The organism is Paenibacillus sp. FSL W7-1332 (assembly GCF_037969785.1).
Lineage (GTDB): Bacteria > Bacillota > Bacilli > Paenibacillales > Paenibacillaceae > Paenibacillus_AQ.
This window is the reverse complement of record NZ_CP150209.1, coordinates 3,666,301-3,686,470: the sequence shown is the minus strand read 5'-3', so window position 1 is coordinate 3,686,470 and position 20,170 is coordinate 3,666,301. Positions and strand designations below refer to the sequence as shown.

Annotated in this window: 20 protein-coding genes and 3 pseudogenes; 18 read left to right on the top strand and 5 right to left on the bottom strand. The window is 42.9% G+C overall.

Annotated features, from left to right (window positions below):
* Positions 1–797 precede the first annotated feature (797 nt).
* Positions 798–1,553: a class I SAM-dependent methyltransferase gene (locus MKX98_RS16440; protein WP_339224161.1), complete on the bottom strand. Its 756-nt coding sequence runs from the start codon at positions 1,551–1,553 to the stop codon at positions 798–800.
* A gap of 151 nt (positions 1,554–1,704) precedes the next feature.
* Between MKX98_RS16440 and MKX98_RS16435 the strand changes: the two genes are divergently transcribed.
* Genes MKX98_RS16435 through MKX98_RS16410 form a run of 6 tightly spaced genes read left to right on the top strand, consistent with a single transcriptional unit; the run spans position 1,705 to position 6,643 of the window.
* Positions 1,705–3,300, top strand: a complete 1,596-nt coding sequence (locus MKX98_RS16435) for an ABC transporter substrate-binding protein (RefSeq protein WP_339224160.1) — start codon at positions 1,705–1,707, stop codon at positions 3,298–3,300.
* Between the two features lie 11 nt (positions 3,301–3,311).
* Positions 3,312–4,247, top strand: a complete 936-nt coding sequence (locus MKX98_RS16430) for an ABC transporter permease (protein ID WP_339224158.1) — start codon at positions 3,312–3,314, stop codon at positions 4,245–4,247.
* A 14-nt stretch (positions 4,248–4,261) separates the two neighbouring features.
* Positions 4,262–5,047: an ABC transporter permease subunit gene (locus tag MKX98_RS16425; protein WP_194542724.1), complete on the top strand. Its 786-nt coding sequence runs from the start codon at positions 4,262–4,264 to the stop codon at positions 5,045–5,047.
* On the top strand, positions 5,048–5,851 hold the full coding sequence (locus MKX98_RS16420; protein WP_339224156.1) for an ABC transporter ATP-binding protein: 804 nt from the start codon (positions 5,048–5,050) through the stop codon (positions 5,849–5,851).
* Positions 5,844–6,116, top strand: a complete 273-nt coding sequence (locus MKX98_RS16415) for an ATP-binding cassette domain-containing protein (RefSeq protein WP_339224154.1) — start codon at positions 5,844–5,846, stop codon at positions 6,114–6,116. Before MKX98_RS16420 ends, MKX98_RS16415 begins: the two co-directional genes overlap by 8 nt.
* Positions 6,035–6,643 carry an ATP-binding cassette domain-containing protein gene (locus MKX98_RS16410; protein ID WP_339224152.1) on the top strand — a complete coding sequence of 203 codons (609 nt, stop codon included), beginning with the start codon at positions 6,035–6,037 and terminating at the stop codon, positions 6,641–6,643. Before MKX98_RS16415 ends, MKX98_RS16410 begins: the two co-directional genes overlap by 82 nt.
* Before the next feature lie 188 nt (positions 6,644–6,831).
* Here the strand turns inward: MKX98_RS16410 and MKX98_RS16405 are convergent.
* Positions 6,832–7,514, bottom strand: a pseudogene (locus MKX98_RS16405) (transposase); the annotation flags it as partial.
* A gap of 57 nt (positions 7,515–7,571) precedes the next feature.
* Between MKX98_RS16405 and MKX98_RS16400 the strand changes: the two are divergent.
* Positions 7,572–7,868: pseudogene (locus MKX98_RS16400) on the top strand (transposase); the annotation flags it as partial.
* Positions 7,869–8,167: 299 nt separating this feature from the next.
* Here the strand turns inward: MKX98_RS16400 and MKX98_RS16395 are convergent.
* Complete coding sequence (locus MKX98_RS16395; protein ID WP_194542720.1) at positions 8,168–8,881, bottom strand: DUF421 domain-containing protein; 714 nt, start codon at positions 8,879–8,881, stop codon at positions 8,168–8,170.
* 1,177 nt (positions 8,882–10,058) lie between these two features.
* Between MKX98_RS16395 and MKX98_RS16390 the strand changes: the two genes are divergently transcribed.
* Positions 10,059–10,547: a YrvL family regulatory protein gene (locus tag MKX98_RS16390; RefSeq protein WP_339224150.1), complete on the top strand. Its 489-nt coding sequence runs from the start codon at positions 10,059–10,061 to the stop codon at positions 10,545–10,547.
* Positions 10,548–10,904: 357 nt separating this feature from the next.
* Here the strand turns inward: MKX98_RS16390 and MKX98_RS16385 are convergent, their stop codons facing one another.
* On the bottom strand, positions 10,905–11,771 hold the full coding sequence (locus tag MKX98_RS16385) for a sigma-70 family RNA polymerase sigma factor (RefSeq protein ID WP_339224148.1): 867 nt from the start codon (positions 11,769–11,771) through the stop codon (positions 10,905–10,907).
* A gap of 224 nt (positions 11,772–11,995) precedes the next feature.
* Between MKX98_RS16385 and MKX98_RS16380 the strand changes: the two are divergent.
* The 4 genes and pseudogenes from MKX98_RS16380 to MKX98_RS16365 form a co-directional block, all read left to right on the top strand.
* Positions 11,996–12,193: pseudogene (locus tag MKX98_RS16380) on the top strand (carboxymuconolactone decarboxylase family protein); the annotation flags it as partial.
* A 99-nt stretch (positions 12,194–12,292) separates the two neighbouring features.
* Positions 12,293–12,442, top strand: coding sequence for a hypothetical protein (locus MKX98_RS16375; protein WP_009593844.1), 150 nt, complete (start codon positions 12,293–12,295; stop codon positions 12,440–12,442).
* A 17-nt stretch (positions 12,443–12,459) separates the two neighbouring features.
* Positions 12,460–13,101 carry an FMN-dependent NADH-azoreductase gene (locus tag MKX98_RS16370; protein WP_339224144.1) on the top strand — a complete coding sequence of 214 codons (642 nt, stop codon included), beginning with the start codon at positions 12,460–12,462 and terminating at the stop codon, positions 13,099–13,101.
* Positions 13,102–14,028: 927 nt separating this feature from the next.
* Positions 14,029–14,352 carry a cytochrome c gene (locus tag MKX98_RS16365; RefSeq protein WP_339224142.1) on the top strand — a complete coding sequence of 108 codons (324 nt, stop codon included), beginning with the start codon at positions 14,029–14,031 and terminating at the stop codon, positions 14,350–14,352.
* A gap of 93 nt (positions 14,353–14,445) precedes the next feature.
* On the opposite strand, the gene MKX98_RS16360 is transcribed toward MKX98_RS16365, so the two are convergent.
* Positions 14,446–15,075: an SCO family protein gene (locus MKX98_RS16360; protein ID WP_339224140.1), complete on the bottom strand. Its 630-nt coding sequence runs from the start codon at positions 15,073–15,075 to the stop codon at positions 14,446–14,448.
* A gap of 278 nt (positions 15,076–15,353) precedes the next feature.
* On the opposite strand from MKX98_RS16360, the gene MKX98_RS16355 reads away from it, so the two are divergent.
* The 6 genes from MKX98_RS16355 (at position 15,354) to MKX98_RS16330 (ending at position 19,793) form a co-directional block, all read left to right on the top strand.
* Positions 15,354–15,725, top strand: a complete 372-nt coding sequence (locus MKX98_RS16355) for an Ig-like domain repeat protein (RefSeq protein ID WP_113060841.1) — start codon at positions 15,354–15,356, stop codon at positions 15,723–15,725.
* A gap of 44 nt (positions 15,726–15,769) precedes the next feature.
* Positions 15,770–17,050: a NosD domain-containing protein gene (locus MKX98_RS16350; protein ID WP_339224136.1), complete on the top strand. Its 1,281-nt coding sequence runs from the start codon at positions 15,770–15,772 to the stop codon at positions 17,048–17,050.
* Entirely contained in the window at positions 17,047–17,625 is a 579-nt protein-coding gene (locus MKX98_RS16345; RefSeq protein WP_339224134.1) for a nitrous oxide reductase accessory protein NosL, read from the top strand. The genes MKX98_RS16350 and MKX98_RS16345 overlap by 4 nt, the downstream gene beginning before the upstream one ends.
* Positions 17,622–18,443, top strand: a complete 822-nt coding sequence (locus MKX98_RS16340) for an ABC transporter permease (protein ID WP_339224132.1) — start codon at positions 17,622–17,624, stop codon at positions 18,441–18,443. The genes MKX98_RS16345 and MKX98_RS16340 overlap by 4 nt, the downstream gene beginning before the upstream one ends.
* Positions 18,436–19,185 (top strand): ABC transporter ATP-binding protein, encoded by a 750-nt coding sequence (locus tag MKX98_RS16335; protein WP_194542712.1) that lies wholly within the window; start codon positions 18,436–18,438, stop codon positions 19,183–19,185. The genes MKX98_RS16340 and MKX98_RS16335 overlap by 8 nt, the downstream gene beginning before the upstream one ends.
* Before the next feature lie 68 nt (positions 19,186–19,253).
* A complete protein-coding gene (locus MKX98_RS16330) occupies positions 19,254–19,793 on the top strand; it encodes a redoxin domain-containing protein (RefSeq protein WP_339224130.1) in 540 nt (179 codons plus the stop codon).
* Positions 19,794–20,170: the final 377 nt, after the last annotated feature.

The following is a 20,170-nucleotide window of genomic DNA, read 5'->3' as shown; positions in this document are numbered from 1 at the left end:
CTCCGTCTTTACGAATTTTTCTTATGAGGGATTAAGCTAACGGGAAACATTAGTTGAATAAAGACAATAAGGCAGCCGGTCATTGTTATCGGCTGCCTTTGTTCAAGCAGTTTAGTTCCAATATGTGGTATTATCTGTTTATTATCTTAATGACCGCGTTACTTTAATATCAGTAGGGATGGGGGCGTGAAATATTAAAAAAAAAATTTTGTTGGATTGTTCACATCAATATTTCTGATTCTCTATGGTATATGGAAACTAAATAATTTTTTTGAACCAAAAGTTAATAGGTAACGGTCTTAACCATATGGAAAAGCTGCTATCAGCGGCTTTTTTGTTTTATCGTAAAGGACAAGAACTTGAGCCGATTCCCGATTAGATAAGTATCTAACTATGTACCCATGCAATTTCATTAAGCTAACGGGCAGGTTAGTTCAAAGAAAATCATATTCGTACGCTTTTAATGATAACAGTGGATTCACTTATCAGCCTGATAGATTTTGAAGGCGGATTGTTTGTCGTCACTCCCACACTTCATCGTATGTTGGAGCCGACAGGAGAAGCATTTTGGTTGAACATCGCAAATTGAATTAATGCAAGATGACAAGAACATACATCGTTTGCCGAAAAAGACATGAACATATATGATTAACCGTGGTTGGTAAGGAACTCATTACAAATGTAGTTTTTAACATTTTATAATACGTGGCGGAGCAGGGTCGAAAGAAGAACCGAGTGCGTAAAGCTGATGCCCGCATAAACGGAGTTATAAAGTGTTCGAGGCTGCGAATGTTGAGTTATTTATTGGCAACGATCGCAAACATCGGTCTGTGTCGATTCAGAACTTGTTCACCTATATGATACAGTTCCACATCGAATCCTTGATGAATTTGGATTTGGGCAAAGCCAATTGAACGAAGCATTTCGCTGTCCCATTCAGGTCTTCTTACATAGCTCAATGGCAAAGTAAGCGCCAGTTGGTCTCCTTCTTCGACATCCTTCTCTGAGCGGTACGGCATGTACCCTTTTGCGGCAGCCTCCTCCTTGTCTTTTTGAAAAAGCTCTGCCTCCTTCGGATCAGTTAAAAATAAATTCCAATTCGCATCAAAAATAATAACCTGGCCTCCGTCATTAAGCATTCCATGCCAATTTTGATATGTAGCTACAGGATTGTACAGGAACCAGGTCACATTTCGTGAAATGATGATATCATATTTTTCTTCTGTCTTATATTCTATAATATCTGTCTCAATAACCTGGACACTGCAATTATATTTATGGGCGTTTTGATTAGCCTTTGCCACCATCTCCGGAGAAGAATCAATAGCAGTAACCTGATGCCCCATCTGGCTGAGCAGAACCGCAAAGAAACCAGGCCCCGTACCTACATCGAGCACTTTTAAATTACTTTTCCCGGACAAAAAATGACTCAGAATTCCCTTCCATTGATCATATCGGTTGGACGTAAATTCGGCATCCACAATTTCATCATAGACAGCTGCTCCTTTGTCCCAATAATCCCGATATTGTTGTACAAGTTTATGCTTACTCACTAACATCGACTCCTTGTTATATAAAAAATTTCCTTGCTAAACGTAATGATTACGATTAATAATATACAAAGATTGTTCATCTAGCAAGTATTCATGAGAATAACAGCTATGCAATCATAAACAGCTTAAAAGAGGAATAGGAGGAGTAGGGATGTTTGGAAGATCTGGATTTGGAGTAATTGCTGTTGTCTTATTGTTGTTCGTTATGGGGTGTTCACAACATGTGAGCTCACCCTCTGCAGCAGAGGAGGACAAGAACATTGTGGTCGCAGTCACGCAGGATACTGAAGCAGACAAACTTGACGCCTCGACTTACAATGGTTCCAGACATACGCATGCGGCTATATATGATGCCCTTGTAGACTATAAAGGAAAAGGTGAATTTGCGCCCAGCCTGGCGGAGTCATGGGAGATATCTGATGATGGCAGGACTTACATTTTACATCTGCAAAATCAGGTCATGTTCTCGGATGGCAGTCCACTGAATTCAGCAGCCGTGAAGTTTTCTTTAGAAAGAGCGGTAAGCAGGGACGAGAATGCTTCGCTTGAAATATCCCGTTTATTGCAAAAAGTTGAAGCACCTGATGATCAAACAGTCGTACTTTCCTTTAAGGATACAGCAACGCAAGTGTTGTACGAGCTTAGTCAGGCAAGACCATATCGGATTATGAGTCCGAACTCGGTAACCCCTAAGGGAGATGTGAATGGTACTTTTCAAAAAGCGATCGGAACGGGTGCCTGGAAAATAGGAGAGTATCAACCAGGGATTCAGACTGTTCTAATCCCGAATGATCATTACTGGTTAGAACAACCATCCGACTATTCACTTGTTTTCAAAGTCATTACAGATCCTCAGGCGAGGGTAATGGCATTGCAATCTGGAGAGGTGGATCTCGCGGGTGGGGAACTTGGTAATATCCCCATGGAAAGTCTCCCTGTATTTCAGAACAACGACAACTACGTAATCGAAACCGGAAGCAGTACAATGTCCTACTTTATGGTTATCAACCAACACAATACTTCTCTAGCTGATAAGAATATCCGCCAAGCTATCAATTATGGCAATGATACGAGCAAGTATGCAGGCGGTAGCGGGGAGCCAGTCAGAGGATTGTTCCAAGAGAAGGTTGCATTTATATCCGACAGTAATCAGCCTTCCTATCCGTATAATCCCGAAAAAGCCAAACAGCTGATTGAAGCGTCGGGCTACCAATGGAATAAGAACAAGCAGCTCTATGAAAAAGATGGACAAGTATTGCAACTTCGTCTGGTCATTCAATCTGAGGAATATCCGGAATGGAAAGAGATGGCTGAAATTTTTCAAGACAACATGAAACAGATCGGCATTCAAATCCATATTGTGAATCAGGAACGGGCAGCTTACTACGATACCCTGTGGAGCACGAAGGAATATGATCTGCTTATGTATCGGACATACACTGATGCTCAATTACCTTATCGATTCCTGTCCTCCTTATTCTATGATTCGCCATCCTCACCGGGAGTTGCGTATCAGGACAAGCCTTTATCCGATTTGCTGGATCAAATCGCGGCTACGGTTTCCACTCAGCAGCAGCAAAAGCTGTTCAATCAGGTGTTCCTCCGTATGCATGAGGAAGCCATGTCTGTTCCGATATACTACCCCAAGCAAACCTTTGTTCATTCAAGCCAAGTGGTTGATTTTAGGTTCAATGCTATTGAGGACGACCCGTTGAAGTGGCATTACCTGAAGAAAGAAGCGAAGTAATGCTCCGCTCTATGATTCATCGTCTGTTCATGTTGATAGTCACGTTTGTTTTATTTTCCTTGTTTGTTTTTACATTAATGCGTTTGGCGCCGGGTGATCCGGCGTCGATGCTGCTACTGGAAATCGGAGCCGTACCGGAGCAATCCATCGTAGCTGATTTACAGAAACAATGGGGACTGGATCAATCGTTCATTCAGCAATATTTAGCATGGGCACATCACGTATTTCAAGGAGAGTTAGGGCATTCCTTTTCTTCCGGAGAACCCGTATTAAGTGAAATGATTGAACGTTTAGGCTCAACGTCGAAACTCATTGCAAGCTCTTTTTTATTAACCCTCTTCATATCCATACCGATTGGAATCTGGATGGGATTGAATGAAGGCACAATGGCAGATCGAGTGGTTTATTCAATGACCATTTTGGGGTTGTCGATCCCTTTATATTGGCTTGCTATTCTTCTTATGTATGCCTTAGGGGTGATATGGCCCGTCCTGCCTGTTGTAGGCAGTTCGACCACACGGCATTATATTTTGCCGGTAACAGCCATGACGCTGGTGCAAAGTGTTTACTTTATTCGGATGGTTCGATCCTATACGATCCAGTACAGCAAGTTCTCGTACATTGAGGCTGCAAAAGCTAGGGGATTGCGGCCGAGCATCTTTTATCCCTCTTATTTACTGCGCTCCATGTTCATCCCAATCCTGACATTAATCACGACGAGTCTACCCAGCTTTTTTGGGGCTTCGATTATCACCGAGACGATTTTCAGTTTTCCGGGATTCAGTAAATACATGCTTGAAGCTATTTTTCGCCGTGATTTTCCAGTCATTCAAGGGAGCGCACTCTTCGTGGCAGCATTTATTTTTATTTTTAATTTTATGACCGACCTGTTGTATTTCCTTGCGGACCCGCGTGTTCATCTTGACAAACAGAGGTGGGAAGTTTGATCAGTATCATCCGAGTGAATAAACTGCCAACGGCAGCGTTGTTATATATCATCCTACTTATTATTACAGGACTTGCGGCCCCGTGGATTTCACCTTATGATCCGTTCGATACGAATCATCAACAGAAGCTTCTTCCTCCCAGCGTTGCTCATCCATTTGGAACGGATTATTTGGGAAGAGACCTGTTAAGCCGGGTCATACACGGGATTAGTGAATCGGTATTTCCTGTTTTTATTGTACTTAGTGTTGTGATGTTGATTGGTCTTCTGGTGGGGACATGGAGTGCTTTTTTGGGGAACAAGCTGGACATGCTTATGATGAGCCTAACCGACATTTTCACAGCATTACCGAGTATGCTACTTACCATTGTGGTCGTTGGCTTCCTTGGCTTTGGCATGGAAAATGTATATTTTGCGGTGATCCTCTCCTGGTGGGCCAAGTACGTACGAATCATCAGAGGGCTAATTCATGATGTGAAAAAGGAACCTTATATTACCGCCAGCAGGGTAAGCGGGGCATTTGGACTTAGAATAATAACCAGACATATGATTCCGAATATCACGCCTCAGATTGGAACGATGCTCATTCTGGACGTGAGTAAGGTGATCCTGACTTTATCCGGTTTATCCTTTTTGGGTATTGGTGCACAGCCTCCTTCTCCAGAATGGGGTGTCATGCTATTGGACGGAAAGAATTATTTGCAGGTCGCCCCATGGATGGGCTTCTTTCCAGGCTTTATGATATTTCTGACTGCTGCTTCGTTCCAAATTATAGGTGAGCGACTGAGGAGGGAACGCTAGATGACGACTTTGCTCGAAGTCAAAAATCTAAATATCAGAAATAAGGAAGGTCAATCGCTTGTGCATGATAGCAGCTTTTCTCTCGACACTGGGAAAACATATGCATTGATTGGAGAAAGCGGCAGCGGTAAAACGCTGACAAGTAAGGCTATCTTGGGTATGCTGCCTGCTCATCTGCACATGTCAGGTGACATCGTGTTACAGGGTGAACATCTGCAGCAATTATCAAGGAAGCGCTGGCGCAGCATCAGAGGGGGCCAGATCGGTGCCATCTTCCAGCATCCGGAACAGGCCGTGCATCCATCGATTCCGATTGGCAGGCAATTCGTTGATCTGATGCGCAGTCACTTGCCTGTTTCAAGACATGAGGCTGAGAAGCAAGCAAAAAAAATGTTGTCCCAAGTTCTCTTAAAGGACACGTCCCATGTGATGAGCAGTTATGCTCATGAGTTAAGCGGTGGAATGAATCAACGAGTCATGATTGCGATGGCGCTTCTGTTAAAGCCGAAAATCCTGATAGCCGACGAGCCAACGAGTGCACTTGATGTCAAAACACAGGCTGAGATCATATTCCTTTTGAAAGAGCTCATCCTGGACACGGATATGAGCATGTTGTTTATTACCCACGACATACTTATATCCGGCTATCTTGCGGACACGATTGGTGTTATGCGGGAAGGGAAAATAATAGAGCAGGGCAGTAAGGAGAACATTTTAAGCGCACCTGAACATAAATACACCCAAGAGTTATGCAGGCATTGCTCTCAAAGGTTGCTTGGAAAAGGAGAGATATCTTATGCTTGAAATCCAGCGACTGTATAAGGAAATTCACGGAAGACCCATTCTGGAAGATATTCATTTTGAAATAGAAGATGGAGGATCTCTGGCCATTGTGGGGGAGAGTGGTAGTGGTAAATCCACGCTTGCCCAGCTTATCATGGCTTTAAAACAACCAACCTCCGGCCATATTTTCTTTGACGGCGGCCCTTGCCCAACAAAGGAATATTATCATATAGAGAATGGTATCGCGATATACAGATTGTTTTTCAGAATACTGGCTCCACATTAAATCCCGCAATGAGCTTGTTTCAGTGCCTGGAAGAACCTTTAATTAATTTTACCCGTTATAATAGAGCCGAGCGCAAGCATAAAGTCCTTGAATATTGGGGAAAAGTAGGCCTGAATGAGAACCTTCTTCGAAATCGCCCCGGAAAACTGAGTGGTGGGCAGTATCAAAGAGCTTGTCTCGCCAAAGCTTTGTTAACTCGTCCCAAACTGTTAATCTGTGACGAAATAGTCTCCAACCTCGACGTCTTATTACAACAGCAGATGATTGAGCTGCTCATATCCATTCAGAAGGAACAAGGCTTAACTCTTCTGTTCATTACTCATGACCTCACGCTGTTACCAGGACTATGTTCGAATATTATGGTTTTGAAAGAGGGAAAACAGGTTGAACTTTTCAGTACTTCTGCGCTCTATGACGAAGCAGAGAGGGATCCATATACCGTTACGTTATTAAACTCAAGTAAGATGTTTGAAACAGCATGGACGAATAGGTCGATGGAATGGAATTTGAAGTTACAAGAGACTTAATTTCGTTGAGCTATGGTTTGCAGTAAAGAAAACAACTCTTTGGTGTGATTGTCTAAAAACATCTTCTTTGATCATATTCAAGTTGCAATAAATAACCTTCTCTGTACATGCTGGAAGGCTATACTTCCGGATGAAAAATGTGTTAACTAATCTAAATCGACAAACCTTTCTTGCTTCACTAGAAGGGCTTAAATCCAGTGAAGGAGCTTGTTGACGCAGGCAACGAGGGCAACCGGGTAAGGCTTTCCGGCTTCGCGTTACTTATCGTAATATTCACGTAACCTCTTGTTTTCCGGTCTTTTTTAGTCCCGATAGTACAGCGAGATATAGGGCATGACGCAGCTTCTTAGACCCGCGTTTGGCAATGCGATTGGTTGTCGCTGTGAACTTACCAGCTTACCAGAAGAGTAGACGCTAGGGTCAATTCCTGCGAAAGCTATCAGCGCAGCAACGAAACTTTTGAATAAAGGTCACCGAAAATACCTCTATAATCCGGAAAGACTAGATCTAGAACGGCCTGAAACTGAAGCTTAACCTGTACATACATTTGTGTGAGCAAGTCAAACTGACGCGTTAGATGCCTAAGAATTAGTAGTTGAACCCCTCGTTGCATATGGTCTTCAAATTCAAGCTTTGTAGTACAGCTTGCAGAGCCGATAGGCATCGACTGAATCTGTTTCACTTTCTGTAGACTTGACTTTTTGGCTTGGTGTGAAATGAGAGGATTCACAACTAAGAATAGGATACCGTGTTCTTCTAGAAACTGAATTACAGCTTGATGGTAATGTCCTGTCGATTCCAGAATCACAACTGGGGCTTTGTCTGCTGTATCCTGTACAGTTGAAACGACATCTAGCAGTTGGCTAAGACCAGACCTGGACGGGAATTGTCGAGGGACAAGAACATGGTACCCCACTCAAAATTTCCATCATCCTTCATGGGATATCTGAAGGGGAAAAGTGCGCTAATGATCCTTGAGAAGCATGCGCAATTAAAGTATAAATATGGGAATCGAAAATTTTGGGCAGAGGGATATTATGTCAGCACAGTGGGTTTGAACGAAGCAAGCGTAGCAAAATACATTCGTGAAAAAGAAGCACATGACCAAGCGATAGATAAACTGAGTGTAAAAGAGTATGAAGATCCATTCAGCAACAATTGGAGCAAAAAGAAGCATCGTAAGCTTGAAGGTTATAGATGGGGGCTAGTCCCTTTTTTGGGCTAAGGACGTCAAAATAGGATGCAAAATGATCAATGCAAGAGCTGAATCCCTCCCTATTACTTGATCCCGTAATGGATCTGGATGCACTCAAGCAGGGAATATACACTTGCCGGACAGCGAAAAGAGCTTGTACCCTTTCGCTTCTAGAATTATACTGGCTAGACTTGGAGCTCAATTAACAACAGAAGAGCTACCTGTTAAAGAGAAGATGGTTATTTCGTTCTGGAAGAGATGCAAGGTCCGATTCGAATCGTGGACATGGGGGAGCCATACCGAAATAATAAAGCAACTCAATAGATAGCTCAGTGCTGAATTGGAGGAATGTTATTTGAAGATGGTTGAGAAACCCGCAATTCAAGGTTCTCATCTATTGATGCGTAAAATATTTCCTCCTTTTTGATTCCTTTGGCACGCAGACGATCTTCCAGCCAAGCTTTATCCTTGTTAAGGTACGACAATACTTTTTCGGAAATAGTTCCATCAAGGATCAAGGGGTACGCTATGCCCTTAGGGGGTATCGACAGTCCCAGATCCTCCACGGTTACAGCCGTTTTCATGGGGTTCTTGTAAACCGTCAACTTGCCGTTTGCCTCTAATACAGCAAGCTCGACCTCGTCCAAATGAAATATGTCTTTTTCGCGCAGCATCTGAAGGATGTTGTCAATGGAATAACGGACTTTACGAAGATTTTGAACGAGTAAGTTTCCATTCGAAACAACTACCGTTGGTTCAAAGGTAATCAATTTTCCGAATTTCCTATATTTTATTGCCAATATGGAGACGATTCTCTGAATGAATCCGATTAAGATGATCGCAAAGCCCGTATGAATATGCTCAATCTTTGGATCGGCAATATCAGCACCAACAACGGCACCTAAGGCAATAACAACCAGAAAATCAAAAACGGGCAGCTCTCCGATCGATCTTTTTCCCATGAAAAGTGCTATCGCCAGCAGTAGGGGAAAGATGGTTACAATTCGTCCTGTAACTAGAAGAAGATCTTTAACTAATTCCAACGGTGCTCAACCTGCCTTTTAGATTTGATTTCTGACGCCTATAAACAGCTTAATACTACTATATCCAATAGGGATGACAGATAAACTGTGGTCTGTGCTGTGCGATCTCGCTTTTTTTCTGTTACTTACTGAATTGTGTAGTGAAAAGGAAAATTCCATGAGGCAACGTTTCGAAAGCGAATGGTTGGTTAAAGTGACATCGGGCAGCTCGCCACGAAATCGAGAGCAACGACGACATGGCCGGAAAACGTAATAAGCTACAACGACCACGGTATAAGCCGAAACAGCAGGATAAATGTAATTGGTGCGAGTGGGGTAAATGGACAGGCACGAAGCAGTTTTGTTCTCGACCTAAGTGCCATAAAGAGGTAAAATCCTCCCTGATGTCGAAATTGATTATTTCTGAGCAATCTATATCCTCTAGGAAAATTATCAGGTAGGATTGGGGGTTCTCAAATGTTCCACGAGCGGCATTTTACTCTTAGGCAGGGTCTCTCACATACTCTGGTTAAATTAACTCAGGTTTCAGAAAATTCGTACAGGTGTCACAAATGTGATGGTGAAGTTAAGCAAGATCAACCCAATCCATTCTATTGGTCATGTGATGCATGTAAAGCGGAATATATGGGACCTGTATTGGAGAAATAGCATCCATTGGGGTGCTTTTTCTTTTACTCTCAAACCACGAAATCTAAGCCCATTTAAGGCGTTGTTTATTGATCGTGGACGAATAGAGGAACGGGGCAGGAATACAGCAGAGAAAGGGCATAACGTTGGCGTGTGTCGTACATCCATTATAGAAACCAACTCAACTCAATAATTGGCTTTTATGAATAACGCCGGTTTCTGTGCATATGCTTCATAACTCCACTCTTGTATAGTATTGTCTTCTTCTCAAGCTCCGTGACTGCAGCGGGTAAAGTGTGGATCGCAGGGGTTGGCCGCTTCCTAACTAAGATCATGGTCCATGAGCAAGGGCTTACAGAGTTGGCCGTTCGAGTCGAGGACAAGAACATGAGTCGATTACCGATGTATCTAACTATGTATCCATACAATTTCATTGAGCTAACGTGCAGATAGTTCAAATACCCCATAAATTAGGTTTATTATTTTTTACAATGAGTTAATAGTGATCTTATATAATATATGTACTCGTCTATAATTGATAGTCAAGGAAGTGGTACATATAAAAAAAATTAAAAGAATAATTATTCCTTTAGTTATTGTTCTCATTGTCTTAGTTGGAATATCCATATTGGAATTTTTTGCGTTACATTTGCTGGGTTTACATTATAAATCAACGGGTGCATTAATATTATTCTTTGTTCTGTATCTATTTCTGGAAATACCTCTTTCATTGATAACAGATGCCTTGCCTAAAGCGTTAAGATCTGTTGGTATAATTAAAACCAGTAAGGGATGGTTACCAATTGTTTTGGATACAGGATTACAATTTGTTTTAATCATTTTACTTGATGCCTTGATAAGGGATATTTCGATAACATGGCAAGGAGCTATTATATTCTCGTTAATTACTGGACTCATCAGTAGAAAATTGAAAGAGAGAGAAAGGGAGCCTCTCGTCATGGATAGTAATGAACTCAAAAAAGTGAAAAGCGCAATGAAGACTAAGAAAAATGATCAACGAAGTACGTCTGAATTTTAGAGATTTGTCAAAAGCTGAACGAATTAAATATATATACTTGTCGCGGGGCTAGATCTTGTTCCCATTAAGAGTCGCTATTTTAGCGGCTTTTTTATGGTATCGGTACAAGTTCTTGTCCCGAGCCAAGGACAAGAACTTGTACCGATTGCCGTAATGGACAAGAACATGGTACCATTCAGGGAATTGCAAGTTGGGTTTGATTTCGTATGTAAACCTGTATGTAATAAGCGATACAAAAGGACATTAAAAAGACAATGGCACCCTTTGGGTGCCGCTTGAGCGTGTTATGGTTTTAATAACTGTTATATTTTATCCGAGGGATTATGTCTTTAACACCCTCGATGCTGAGTTTAAGGCTCAATTTCTCAACACCGCCAGATCAAGCTGGCGTACGCGTTCTGGATCGGAGATCAGGTCGACCTCGGCAATCTTCCCATGACTCATCGTAAATTTGAGTACATAGAGCAATTTTCCTTGAGGGGCCGCAATGATTCCTACGGTTCCATTCACCAAGGCTAGTTGGGCTGCTTTCTGTGCACGTCTCGATACTTGTTTTGCTAAAGCGATCGCTCCACGCGTTACTCTTGAAGATTCAGTTAGACGATCGTCACGAAGTATAACGTCCGGATCAAGCACAGCTATTAGCGTATCGAAATCGCCTGCATGCGCTGCAGCAAGAAAAGCTTGAACAACTTTGCGTTGATGAGCAATGTCGACTTCCGATGCTTTCACCCCTCGAACCCGGTGACGTGCCCTGCTCGCAAGCTGTCTTGTCGCGGCTTCCGATTTTCCTACAATAGGAGCAATTTCATTAAAAGGCATGGCGAAAACATCGTGCAGCACGAACGTAATGCGTTCCGCAGGTTTCAAATTATCGAGCACGACTAATAGTGCAACACCGATAGAATCAGCTAATATGGCCTCTTGTTCAGGGTCGCTTATATTCTCTTGGCTGTTGAAAGAATCGGGCAAATGAGCTTCGATCGATTCTTCGCGCCTAGATTTACGCGATCGTAACATATCGAGACATACACGCGAAACAACGGTGGTCAACCATCCTCCCAAGTTCTCAATGCCTCTTGCATCCACGCGACTAAGACGCAACCAAGACTCCTGTACCGCGTCTTCCGCCTCGCTTAATGATCCAAGCATTCGATAAGCAACAACTTGAAGGTTCTTCCGATGCGTTTCGAATGTATTTGCCAACCAATCCTGTTCACTCATTCTTCAAACTCCCTCGTACTAAAATAATTAACCACTATAAGTACTGACGAATGAACGCTGAACAATGTGACAAGACGTCGCATTCAACTGATTTTTACATTTCTCAAGAAATATTGTCACACATCCCAAGGTCCGATCCGTCAGCATATTGGAGAACCAAAACCGGTTCTAATCTTAATTAAAGGAGTGTTTCATTTGAAATCAAGAATGGATAGCCCTGCTATATCGTACCCGATGCGACTCAAGCCTTACAAGCCCTTGGCAAAGCGCTGTTTGTATCCGCAGAGCAAACAGGTATTCCAAAGCGCACGCTTTTTCTCGGATATCTTCGGGCAAGCCAAATTAATGGGGATAGCGTATGCGTCGAACTTCATTCGCGTAATGCATTGGCGACAGGTGAATCTGTAGAGCGACTGTTGGCAGTGTCGGCATGGCGTGAGACGCAATACTTCAATGACTCCGAGCGTTCTACACTTGCGCTCAGTGAAGCTGTTACCCGACTCAATGACCGAGTGGACCCAGTGTCGGATGAGATCTTTAACGAGGCAGCCCGACACTTCGATGTGCAGGCATTGGCCACGCTGATCGCCGGGATTGCTACGGCCAATCTCTGGAATAGACTAAACGTCTCTACAAGGCAGATCGTAACAGTTTCCGAGGGCAAATATTGAAGGAGGGTATTGTCATCATGGCAACAGTTTTGTATATTACGGCAAATCCTCACGATCATGAAAAATCATACAGCATGTTAGTAGGTAATGAGTTTGTACAGGCTTATCGATCTGCCAATTTGAATGATGAGGTAATTCATCTTGATCTATATAAAATGGATATACCACAACTTGATACTGATGTTTTTAACGGATGGGACAAACTGAAGGCGGGCACTACATTTGAAAAATTGACCGAAGCAGAGAAAACGAAACTGAGCCGAATCAATGAATTGGCTGATCAATTTGTTGCTGCAGATAAATATGTATTTGTTACTCCAGTTTGGAATTATTCGTATCCACCCGTTATGAAGTCATACATTGACTCCATTTGTATAGCAGGCAAGACTTTCAAATATTTACCAGATATTGGCCGGATCGGCTTGTTGAGTGATAAAAAAGCCGTCCATATCCAAGCTAGCGGTAGCTTCTTGTCACCAGGCTCAGATGATGCAGACCTAGAAATGGGTCATCGCCACCTGAAAGTCATTATGGATTTCATTGGGATTCCTAGTTTTGAGGGGATTTTTGTTGAGGGAATGGCTGAAAAAACCGATCAGGAACCTGAGATTAAAGTAAAGGCGATACAACAAGCGTGCGAAATCGCTTTAAATTTCTAAGTTTGTATTAAATATATCATAAAGCAGACAGCAGGAATTGATACATTCTCATCGATAGACAGCATATCTTACCTTTGAGGAAATCGAACTCTTATCCTCAAGAAGAGTTCATACTAGAGGAGCGAGAACGGGGGACGATAGCTCAATGAGACTATATGAAGCAGCCGGCTTTATGATCGGCTGCTTTTTCTCAACTTACGGGCAGGTTAGCGGATTACACCGGCAAATACATATGTGAATTCTGTAAGGAGGTTCACTATGTCTTTGGGAGCCAACACCCAGATCTCATTGCTCACTCTGAACGGGTTGGAGGCGTGATTGAGTATTGCAGGGAAGAAAAGTCAAGAAACTAGTGTTCCTAGCTGGGACCATTGTCTAATGACACAAAAGCGTCTACATTAATTATTTTAGAAAAGCTTGATTTACAGGCTTTTTTATTTTTATGCAGATTAATTTGTGTCATCAAAAAATGCACAAAAGTGGCCACATTGTGGGATTATGAGTGTTAAAAGATGAGTGGTGGGGGTATATCCCAAGTGCAAACCATCCGCCTCAACGGGTGGTAAAGATCAATCAACGGGCAGTTCAACGCAAGTTTACTTCCGATTCGTCTAAAAAGTCCTTCTAAACTTTCTTGATAGAAGTTCGCTTACTTTTTTAGGGAAACCAGTGCTTAGGTAAAAAGGAAAAAGGGTTGAATGGAAAGTGGCAGTTTATTAATTCACATTGAATATAAACTCTATTGTTGAGTGATCTAATAAAGTTGAAGCAGCGATAATTAGATTAGTGAATTTATAAAGGCTGCTCCAAATTGAACTATTAATTATTTTACATATAGCCCCAAGGAGGCATTTTAATCTATTTATAATTGAGAGAAAATAAGAAAACAATCGATTGGAACTGAAAAGTATGGGTATGGAGGGCACGATGAGAAAAAATCTTGGTAAATATGTGGGCGCATTAATTCTAGTTGGATTACTGACAGCATGTGGCAGTGAAACTACTAAAGAGCACTCAGCAACAACTGAGAATTCGATAACATCGGTTTACAAACAAAACTGTTTGTCCTGCCACGGAAGCCAGCTCGAAGGAAAGTACGGACCCAGTTTGCAAACAGTAGGAAGCCAACTTACCGAGGAAGAAATCACGACCATTATTTCCAAGGGGCAAGGAGGCATGCCAGCCTTCGGTAAGCGTTTAGATGAAGACGAGATTGCATCCATTTCTGTATGGTTGTCGGAACAAAAATAAAAGGAAGTAGCTTAATGATATTCTTCCATCACCCGCTCCAGCTAAAGGAATGTCGTAGGAAACTTCATAAATAAATAAGAACAGCAGCAGGACTTAGGAATCCCGCTGCTGTTCTTTTAATAATGTCTTGATATCTGTGATAATCTGTTCATTCTCCATATCTTCACCCATCCGGTAGATCTGGCGCACACGCTGCTTACCATCGATTAACAGCAATGAGGTGATGGAATGCGCAAACAATCCATCATCGAGGCGCACAATCGATAGATTATACTGAGAAGCCAAATCCTTTACTTTGTTTTCATCTCCTCGCAGCAACGTCCATCCGCTCTGATCAATTCCCATCCGCTCCGCATATTGTTGCAATACCTCAGGTGTATCATTCTCAGGATCAAATGTAATGGAAACGAACTCGACTTCATTGCCAAACTGTCCTTGCTTCTGAAGCTCACTTTGGAGTGCAACCATATTAGCGGTTGTAGCAGGGCAAATATCCGGACATCGGGTGAAAATAAATGACGTTAATCGTATTTTCCCGTCAAATTGTGCTTCAGTTACAGTCTCTCCATGTAAATCAGATAAAGAAAAAGCTGGGGAATTCATTTTAACTGGCAGAGCAGGTTTGTAAAAGGAGGCAAATAACCAGTAACCGATGGCAATGATAATAATGATTATAGCTAAAATAATATAAGAGCGCTTTGAAGCATTGCGAACAGGGATCATACTTTTTCTCCTTCTTTATATATTGGTAAATTGCGGTTTTTATTGTATCGAATATCAGGGATGGTTTCTATGACTCTATTGAGCTATGTCATGCATTTGATTACCGTGATCTTTCACTTCTACATCTTCAGCAATCATAGAGTATATCTCGTTTTCTTCTGCATGTCACAAATCTGTCGATTTTCAACCTTTGAAATGGCTCCATAGAGTTATAGGACAGAAGCATTTGAATTGCTAAAATGTGAAAGACTGACAACCGGGTTGGAGGGAGTGATGGAATGAAGCAAAAATTGGTTTCATTTATGGCAGTGGTTATCCTTTTGGGTATCGTAACGGCATGTTCAGGCGAGGAATCCGTCGATTTGGAAGCTGTAGAAGTAGAGCTGTCTACAAAACCTGAAACCGTTATAGCGGGAAGCCAGGTCGATTTACAAGCTTTGTTCACTGGAATGAATGTATCTGGCAAGGCACAGGCTACCTTTGATTTCCGGATTGGGGATAAACCGATACTCATTGAAGCTGTGAATGAAGGGGATGGTGTATTTAGCGGTTCGTTTACTTTTGCTGAAAAGGGGAACCAGACGATTTTTATACACTTGTATGAGGACGATATCCATATTACTAAGAAGAAACAGGTAGAAGTGCAATGACAGTCAGAAGAAACATGATGCCCCTTTTTTTACTCTGGTTTTTTTTGGCGTTATTGAATAGCAGTCCAGTAAGAGCAGAAGACAAATGGCTTAATTTGCAAGCTTTATTGGACCAAGCCAAGCCAGGAGATACGCTTATATTGAAATCCGGCAATTACCATGGCCCGATTACCATTAACAAGCAGTTGACGATACGACCGGAAGAAGGTGGCACGATAGAACTGAGTAATATGAGTGACCTACCGGCCATCACGATAGAAGCTGACAATACAACGATTGCCGGACTCCGCATCACCGATGTCATGGTCAAGGAAACGCCGACTGTGCTCGTCAAGGGTCATCGAGCTGTCGTGGATAGGCTGCATATCCAGACTGGTGGAGATGGAATATCAGTACGTGACGCAAACGAAGGTAGCTTGACGAATAATACAATCGATTGGATGGCAGATGGCGTGAAAATGGCCGACAAAGGCAATGGCGTAGATATATTCAATGGGCATCGTTGGAAAATAACCGACAATACGATTCGTGATGTACATGACGGCATTTATATGGAAAGCAGCGATGATATCCTCGTCTCAGGTAATGTAATCGAACGCTCTCGTTATGGCGTTCACTGCATGTACACAAATCGGACCATCATCGAGCGGAACATAGGCAACCTAAATGTGACAGGGGCCATGGTGATGACTGCTCGGCAAGTATCTGTTGTCGGGAATGTGTTCACGAAGCAAAGCCAGAACGTAAATTCGCAAGGAATTCTGCTATATGACACACACGAGACGACCGTGACAAATAATACGGTTGAGGGCAATCGGGTTGGCCTGTATGTGGAACTATCAACCGGAAATATCTTGAAGAACAACAGAGTAAGTTACAATTTTGTCGGTATGCAGTTGCTGGAGTCAAGTGCCAATTCTATCAAAGGCAACCAATTTATTAGTAATGTGTCGGATGCACAGGCACGAGGCAGTGAGGAAAATCGGATTACAGAGAATTATTGGGACAATTTTCGGGGTATCGATGCGGATGGAGACGGGATCAGCGATATAACATATGGAATGAATCCGTTTTTCCAGGGACTCACAAAAAAGCGACCAGCATTTCAATTGTTTTTTCAATCACCGGGCATGGTATTCCTGGAAGGACTCTACCAGACGGATCGAGATCGCTGGACTATGGATAAGGCCCCGCTAATGGTTCCGCCCGGTAACGATGATCGAGGCGGAGACCAGGTAGGTTTAATAAAGACCGGACTTATGGGGTTCATACTGCTAGGCTGTACAGCCATTTTAATTTTATCGATGAGGAGACGAAATACATGAGAAAAGGGATTCAACTAACCTTAATTATGGTTGCTATCTTGATGATACTATCTGCTTGCGGAAGAGAGAAGTATGAGCCGCAGGCTATCAACGAAAATACGGATGTATGTGTCATCTGCAAGATGGCCGTCAAAGACGACCAATATGCGACTCAGATTATAACAAAGGACGGTCAATCTCTCAAATTTGATGATATCGGCTGTTTAAATACGTGGAAGAAAGAGAACGGAACCGATACGATCGGCGCAGAATTCGTCCGAGATTTTAACAGCAAACAATGGCTCCGTTATGAAAAAGCATACTATGCCTATGATCCTTCATATCAAACACCAATGGCTTATGGAATCGTCTCGTTTGAACAAGAGGCGGATGCCACAGCTTATATTGAAGAACAAGGCAAAGGTAAACTCATGACGGCAGAAGATCTCGCCAATCACTCGTGGGAAGTCAATCGGGATATGATGGATATGGGAGGGGAGCACGGTCATGATCATGCACCGGATCAGGAGCCTGGTGATGATATGCCTGACCACAGCGCCGATGAGCAACCAGCAACCGGAGGACACGGCTTGTGAGTGAAATGGGTTATGTAGCTGTAAGAGAAATGAAAATTGGCTTTCGAAATCCATGGGCCTATTCATTCATGGCCCTTTTCGCCATGTTTATGGTAAGTTTATTGATTATTAACTCGCAAGGTTATGTAAGCGGATATTCCGGCACTAGCGGCACCATGTTAAACCTGGCCTTATATTTGCTTCCTTTGATGGCGCTGATGTTGGGCTCTTTTTCCTTAACAGGCGAGAAGGAAGAGGGCAACTGGGAGCTTCTCTCAACTTATCCGCTGGGTACCTGGTCTTTTCTGGCTGGCAAGTATATCGGGCTTTCCATCGTCTTGTTATCCATTGTTTCCTTTGGATTTGGATTGTCGGGAGCAGCCAGCTGGCTTTCGGGTAGTGGTTTTGATTTTTTGACTTATCAGCAGCTTCTGGTCTTTTCAATAGGTTTATCCCTGTTTTTCCTCGGATTGGCCATGCTGATCGGTACACTCGCCCGCAATCGTTGGCAAGCACTTACGATCGCGGTGGGTGTCTGGTTTTTTGCCATCATTGCATGGCCATCTATTCTCATTGCATTGCTCGGCATGATGCCATACCCCTGGATCAAACCGGCCGTCACTACATTGACATTTCTTAATCCTGCAGAATTGACGCGTCTGTTTACCGTCGTCAAATTAGGTGGAGGCTCGACGCACGGGCCGGAGTATTACGATTGGATGGTATGGATTCGTTCCACTTGGGGTACCCCGGTGTTTATTGGCGTGATGTTGCTCTGGATCGGCACCATGTTGACCATCTCTTTTGGATTATGGGAAAGGGGAAGAAGTCGTGGATAATCATCTGGTTCGGTTCGATGGGGTTCACAAATCGTTTAAGGGAAAGACGGTCATTGAGGATTTACAGCTGCATATCAGACAAGGGGAGGCCGTTGCTCTGTGCGGGGGGAACGGTGCGGGAAAAAGCACGTTGCTTCGCATGGTGGCCGGTATTCTACGTCCGACGAGGGGATCCATCTCCGTAAACGGTCACGATTGGCAGGAAAACAGACAAAATTATGCTCGGCAAATTGGATATATGCCGGATGATTATCGGTTTAGTCCAGGATTAACAGCCATGGAGACTATGCTGTTTTGGGCAAGGCTTCGCGGTCTTGGGAATACTCGCGCCAAAGAGGTGCTCTCGATGGTCGGCTTATCGGATACAGGCAGTAAACCCGTAGCTTCCTTCTCCAAGGGCATGAGGCAGCGGGTGTTGTTTGCACAAGCGCTGTTAGCAGAACCACCACTGGTGGTTCTGGATGAACCCACCAACGGTCTGGACCCTTACTGGATGAACACCTTCATAACGCTTGTGCGTCAAGCAGTATCTAATGGGCAAACGCTTCTCTTTTCAACGCATCAATTGGAAATTGCGGAAGCATTGGCGGATCGCATCGTTTTTTTACGGGATGGGAACGTGATTCTAGACAGAAAGAGGGATGACATCCACCTAACAAACGAAACCGAGGGGATGCAGGAAGTATTTAGAGAGTTGTTTGGGATCTCTGGAGGATTCTCCAGACACGAAGAAAAATTATAGTAGTGACAATTCCACTTTTTCTAAGGCTTTATATTAGGAGATAAAAGTTCAAGGAGTTTGTCTACATAGTGGGCGAGGAGTTTATATTGAATATTATAATACGCAGAATCATTCAGTATTTGTTATTGGTTGTTATCCTACTCGGTGGAGTATATGCAGTATTCCGATTCCAAGACGCTCCCCAAAGTCATGCCGGTGTGGGGGATATCGCACCGCCGTTTTCCTCAATGGATCTTGAGGGGAAACAAGTACGATTAACGGATTATAAAGGTAAACGCGTATTAATCAATTTCTGGGCATCTTGGTGTAATCCTTGTGTCAATGAACTGCCGCTACTGAACGAGGCATATAAGCTTGCAGGCGTTGATATGCTTGCAGTTAACGTTGGTGAGAAATCAGGAGCAGTTCAAAAATTCGTTGAACGTTATGAACTCGAATTTCCTATCGTCATGGACAGCGACCTCAAAATTAAACAAGCATATCAAGTGGTCGGCATGCCGCTAACACTGCTGATCGATGAGGAGGGTACAATTATTGACAGACATGAAGGTGAACTGACCGAAATGGAGGATATTTTGAATTTAATGAATCGGATCAAACAGGAGTAAGGTAACAAAAACCTGTAGATTATCAAGCATAGCTTCTTAGCGGAATTTTGGGTTGTGTTGAAACATATAGAGCAACCATAGGGGCAGTAGAATGTAAAACATCTTAGAATTGGAAGCTGATATAAAATCATGAAAGAAAAGGAAAAACCTTTGCTAGGCTAAGGTTCGCCAAAGACAAGAGCTTGTACCGATTGCCGTAATGGACAAGAACATGAGCCTATTACCGATTAGATAAGTATCTAACTATGTTCACATGCAATTTCATTAAGCTAACGGGCAGGATAATTGAAGATCAAACTCGTTGAGCTTTACTACATGTGAAGGCGAAACTTTCTGCTTCACCTTATCCAGAAAAGGCAGGAGCATGAGTTGCCTTT

What these genes read in the sequence shown, in the direction of transcription:
- MKX98_RS16415 (WP_339224154.1), top strand. Translation starts at nt 5,844, where the DNA reads ATGCTTGAAATCCAGCGACTGTATAAGGAAATTCACGGAAGACCCATT.
- MKX98_RS16385 (WP_339224148.1), bottom strand. Translation starts at nt 11,771, where the DNA reads ATGAGTGAACAGGATTGGTTGGCAAATACATTCGAAACGCATCGGAAG.
- MKX98_RS16430 (WP_339224158.1), top strand. Translation starts at nt 3,312, where the DNA reads ATGATTCATCGTCTGTTCATGTTGATAGTCACGTTTGTTTTATTTTCC.
- MKX98_RS16370 (WP_339224144.1), top strand. Translation starts at nt 12,460, where the DNA reads ATGGCAACAGTTTTGTATATTACGGCAAATCCTCACGATCATGAAAAA.
- MKX98_RS16345 (WP_339224134.1), top strand. Translation starts at nt 17,047, where the DNA reads ATGAGAAAAGGGATTCAACTAACCTTAATTATGGTTGCTATCTTGATG.
- MKX98_RS16355 (WP_113060841.1), top strand. Translation starts at nt 15,354, where the DNA reads ATGAAGCAAAAATTGGTTTCATTTATGGCAGTGGTTATCCTTTTGGGT.
- MKX98_RS16435 (WP_339224160.1), top strand. Translation starts at nt 1,705, where the DNA reads ATGTTTGGAAGATCTGGATTTGGAGTAATTGCTGTTGTCTTATTGTTG.
- MKX98_RS16360 (WP_339224140.1), bottom strand. Translation starts at nt 15,075, where the DNA reads ATGATCCCTGTTCGCAATGCTTCAAAGCGCTCTTATATTATTTTAGCT.
- MKX98_RS16365 (WP_339224142.1), top strand. Translation starts at nt 14,029, where the DNA reads ATGAGAAAAAATCTTGGTAAATATGTGGGCGCATTAATTCTAGTTGGA.
- MKX98_RS16420 (WP_339224156.1), top strand. Translation starts at nt 5,048, where the DNA reads ATGACGACTTTGCTCGAAGTCAAAAATCTAAATATCAGAAATAAGGAA.